General features: G+C 36.4%; 6 protein-coding genes. 5 read left to right on the forward strand and 1 reads right to left on the reverse strand.

The genetic code is table 11. The features are described 5' to 3' along the window. The 3 genes from DIS06_RS20455 to DIS06_RS19830 all read left to right on the forward strand — a co-directional run. The coding region (locus DIS06_RS20455) for a hypothetical protein (RefSeq protein WP_110114965.1) at positions 1-229 on the forward strand (229 nt) is incomplete at its 5' end. Continuing rightward, complete coding sequence (locus DIS06_RS19825) at positions 186-458, forward strand: helix-turn-helix domain-containing protein (RefSeq protein ID WP_204166841.1); 273 nt, start codon at positions 186-188, stop codon at positions 456-458. The genes DIS06_RS20455 and DIS06_RS19825, both read left to right, overlap by 44 nt. 250 nt (positions 459-708) lie before the next feature. After that, positions 709-1743, forward strand: coding sequence for a protein rep (locus DIS06_RS19830; RefSeq protein WP_110114966.1), 1035 nt, complete (start codon positions 709-711; stop codon positions 1741-1743). A 71-nt stretch (positions 1744-1814) separates the two neighbouring features. Here DIS06_RS19830 and DIS06_RS19835 read toward each other — a convergent pair whose 3' ends face one another. Beyond that, complete coding sequence (locus tag DIS06_RS19835; protein WP_110114967.1) at positions 1815-2387, reverse strand: hypothetical protein; 573 nt, start codon at positions 2385-2387, stop codon at positions 1815-1817. Between the two features lie 72 nt (positions 2388-2459). On the opposite strand from DIS06_RS19835, the gene DIS06_RS19840 reads away from it, so the two are divergent. Together DIS06_RS19840 and DIS06_RS19845 are read left to right on the forward strand one after the other, a co-directional pair. Beyond that, complete coding sequence (locus DIS06_RS19840) at positions 2460-2780, forward strand: hypothetical protein (protein WP_110114968.1); 321 nt, start codon at positions 2460-2462, stop codon at positions 2778-2780. A gap of 841 nt (positions 2781-3621) precedes the next feature. Further along, a complete protein-coding gene (locus DIS06_RS19845; RefSeq protein ID WP_110114969.1) occupies positions 3622-4080 on the forward strand; it encodes a DUF3967 domain-containing protein in 459 nt (152 codons plus the stop codon). The last annotated feature ends 152 nt before the right edge of the window (positions 4081-4232 follow it).

The following is a 4232-nucleotide window of genomic DNA, read 5'->3' on the forward strand; positions in this document are numbered from 1 at the left end:
CAGAGCAAGCCGAATTCCTGAAATCCTCGTTTTTGGTATGTTCGGCTTGGCGACATTCCAACACCTGCCGAATTTCGGAAAGCAAGGGGGAAAGGGTGGAGATTTTTTTGAGTGGTCTTTCTCAAAAAAATACTACCCGGCCCTTGCTTGGAGAAAAGCCATAATTGAGATAGGATGTACTAGTGGTGACGGCAAGGAGAGAGAAGACAACGTGGAAAAAAATCTATGAACTTGGTTCCAGTGAAGATGAATTGGACCATGCTTACGCTGAAATGATTGCTACTGCAATTGATGTTCGTGTGAGGAAAGGGATAACTCAAACTGAACTGGCGAAAAGAAGTGGTTTAACAACAAGTATGATTTCAAAAATTGAAAGTCAAAATAGAGTGCCAACGATTAAAACCTTTTTGAAATATATGCGTGGTTTAGATTTAGATTGGGAGTTTGTTTATAAGTAAAAAAAGCCCTGATTTTAGGGGCTTTTTTAAAGGTTTTTAAACTCGTTGAAAACGAGTTTCTACTTCTGTTCATACATTAGAAACAATGAGATTTTGAAAAACAGGCTTGAAGCCTTGATATAACTAGCGTGAAGCTGTTTTTTGGTGGTAGACAGTAAAAAACCCCTGTGATAAGGTTAAGGTGTCGAATCTTAAACCAAATATTACAGGGGGCTTTCTATGCCTTCTAGGAAGGCGGTTTTCTATTATCATGTACCAAAATAATAACATTGAAATGTCCGAGAAATCAACTACCGAAATTTTGGTAGACAAAACGAAATCGGGCAAAGAGAGAGATTGGAAAGGCAAAAAGAAACGTTCGCTTTTAACAGCAGATCACTTCGAGGTTGCAGGATTACTTAGCAAAGCTGAACGGATGAAAGATTGTGCCACGCAATTAGTTTTCAAGCATACAGGAGAAGCGTTGAAGCTATATCAAGCATGGTTTTGTAAAGTGAGGTTATGTCCTATGTGTAACTGGCGAAGGTCGTTGAAAATTGCTTATCACAATAAGCGAATCGTCGAGACGGCGAATGAGCGTGAAAATGTCCGTTGGCTATTCTTAACTCTTACTGTTAAAAATACAGACGCTGAGAGCCTTTCTGAGACGATTTCAGACATGTTTAATGGTTTTAATAGGTTTACTAAGTACAAAGCTTTTAAAACGTCTGTAAGGGGCTATTTTCGAGCTTTAGAGGTCACAAAGAATCGTGACCCTCAAAGTGAATCGTTCGGAACGTATCATCCTCATTTTCATGTGTTGCTCTGTGTTCCTCCTAGTTATTTTGGAAAGAATTACATAAAGCAGTTAGAATGGACAAGTCTTTGGCAAAAAGCTATGAAATTAGATTACAAGCCGATTGTTCATATCCAAAAAGTAAAACCAAAAGAAAATTTAAATGAACTAGAAACATATGAAAAAAAATTTAAAAAAGCTATGAAAGAACAAAATGCTATTTTAGAAGTATCAAAGTATCCAGTAAAGGATACGGATGTCATTAAAGGAAATAAGGTAACGGACGAAAATGTGGAAACTGTTTTGGCGTTGGACAATGCTCTTTCTTATAAAAGATTAATAGGGTACGGTGGTCTGCTGAAGGAGATTCATAAGGAATTAAATTTGGGAGACGCAGAGGACGGAGATCTCGTCAATATTTCACAAGATGATGAAATCGCGAATGGTACTTTTGATGTTATAGCAAAATGGCATATTGGATTAAAAAATTACGTAATTCAAAGAGATTGATATTGACGACTTATCAACCTGTGAAAATATATAAAGAGCCGATTATGTCCGGCTCTCTTTATATTTATGGATTAATTTGGTCTAAATGAAACATGGACTCCTGGTAAGACTTTATATTTATCAAAAGTTAATGAATATGCTGTACCTGAAAGGTATGCAACTCCACCATTATTTTTATTCATTGTTACGGTACCACTAAGAGTTGAACCTAAAGCACCCATACCACTTATTGGAGCATCTCTTTTAAAACCAGAATGATATCTCAATTTTACATATCCTTCAAAATGATATGGCCATAGTGTAGTAGGTTTAACAGACCAATATACAACTCTTCCAGAATCACCTGCTGTAATATCTGACCATCCTCCAGAACCGATAGCCCCCATTGGCATAATAACGTCTTTGTTATTAAGGTTTGGCTCAAAACTTCTAACACTATTAGGATGATTAGAAATAGCTTCAGCAATTTCTGGGTCATTCCCGAAGCTTGTAACTGTAATTTCTTCGTCCTGATAGATGATTTCACCTTCTTGAGTTAAATCTTCTAATACTTGATCTGGATTTTTATTTTCATTTGCGAATGTTGGAGTAACTAAGGCTAAAGAAAAAAACATGAGTAGTGTTGATAAGATAACCTTTTTCATAAATCCCCCTATTTTTACAATATTTTGGATATTTTATATGATAGCATAAAATAAAAATATGAGGTGTTTTATTTGAAGCAAAATGACTATTATCGAAATCTCTTAAAAAGACTTTGTAAAGCTAACAATATTTCTCGAAAACTTAAATTTGAGACTATTGAAGAGTTGGTAGTTATTAATCTGAAAAACCATTTGAAAGATGGAGTAGACCTAGAATGTTTTAAGATTTTAAATCTTATTCATCAAACAGTTATACCTTTAGGTATCAAATTCAATCAACAGCTATATTTATATCCTGACGGAGATAGATTAGACAGGGTAGCAATAACATTTAACAAAAGTGATTATCTACTTCTAAACAAAAAACTAGAAGAAGGAGATATAAGTAACTAACAAATTCATTTTACTTTTTGTTAAATGGCAGCTTAAAATCTTACACACTAGCTACACATTTTAGTGATTAAGTCCTGCACAAATGCTACACAAAACCATGTTATGGCTACACATTTGTTACACACAATTAAGAAAAAGTGATAGCACTCAACCAAGAACAAGAATCCAATAGGCACAGCCTATTTAGCACCTTCCGAATGGAAGTGATATCGGATTCCCTTATGCTCTTACAAAAAAGGTCCTTAGGTTTTGTTTTTTAGAAAAAGGTCGTAAAATAATTTTAATTAAGTTTGTCGCACGTCACTCCCATGCGACTAAAAAATTAGTGACTGGTCTAGTTTATCGCGAACCTCTTATGCGATTAAAAAGATGGGGGCTTGTAAGAAAAAGCTATGGAGATCCGTAGCTTTTTTATTTTGAACAAAATAAAAAATGGCGCACTTATACACTCTGTCGAGTGACGTGCGAAAATTCCCCTTCAGGAGAATTTTCGTCAAGCGTGTTTGGATAAAGCAGAGGAAAATTCCTCTGCGTTTTTTTGCCCCTGTGGGTTCAATGCGTCAGCATTATTTAGTCATGAAAATGACCCCATTAGCACCTAATTTTTTTAAGGTGCATAAATGGGCACTGTGCTCTTTTTGAACTTTGTGACGAACTTCAATCAGTGATAAAATATTTTCACCGACCTGTGAGGGTTGGCTCTAGGAAATAGGATAGACCTAACCGAAAAATAGACCCTTTCTCGATATTGTCTTTTATGGCTCGAGGGGGTCTATTTTTTGTTTTTAGGAAAAGGCTATTTCGTCATCCATAGCGAATCTTTTTGGAGAGGTGATTCGATATGAGAAACGATTTGTATTACTTGAGCAAAGATGTTGCAAAGCGACTTTCGATAGAGCCAGTCACCGTTAGAAAATACTCTCAAATGCTTGAAGAGCAAGGATATTCCTTTAAAAAAGACGAGAAGAATTGGCGACAATATAGCGAGGATGATGTTCACTTTTTGAAGTATATATGCCATTTGAAAGAGATGGGTAAATCTCTTGATGAGTCCATCCAGCACGTAGCGAGTTTATTTCGCTCTCGTTTGAATATAGCGAATATCGCTACTTCGCTACAACAGGAGGAAGAAAACCCATTTTTGCAATTCATGAAGAGCCAGGAAGAGTTTAATAAAAAACTTCTGGAGCGAATGGATCAGCGTGATAAAAATTTAATGGCAGCCATTCGAGAATTACAAAATACCAAAAAACAGATTGCAGCTGCAGCTCGTAAAAAGTGGTGGGAGTTTTGGAAGTGACCCGTTTTTGGGTGTGAGTGCTGGCGGTTTTCCTGCGTATCTAAATTATGCCTAAAGGAATATTTTTGGTCGGAAGTGCTGGCGGTTCGGCAGGTACAATGGTCAGAGCAAGCCGAATTCCTGAAATCCTCGTTTTTGGTATGTTCGGCTTG

Origin of the sequence: Bacillus sp. CGMCC 1.16541, from assembly GCF_003184905.1 — a bacterium.
Classification (GTDB): Bacteria; Bacillota; Bacilli; order Bacillales; family Bacillaceae_H; genus Priestia.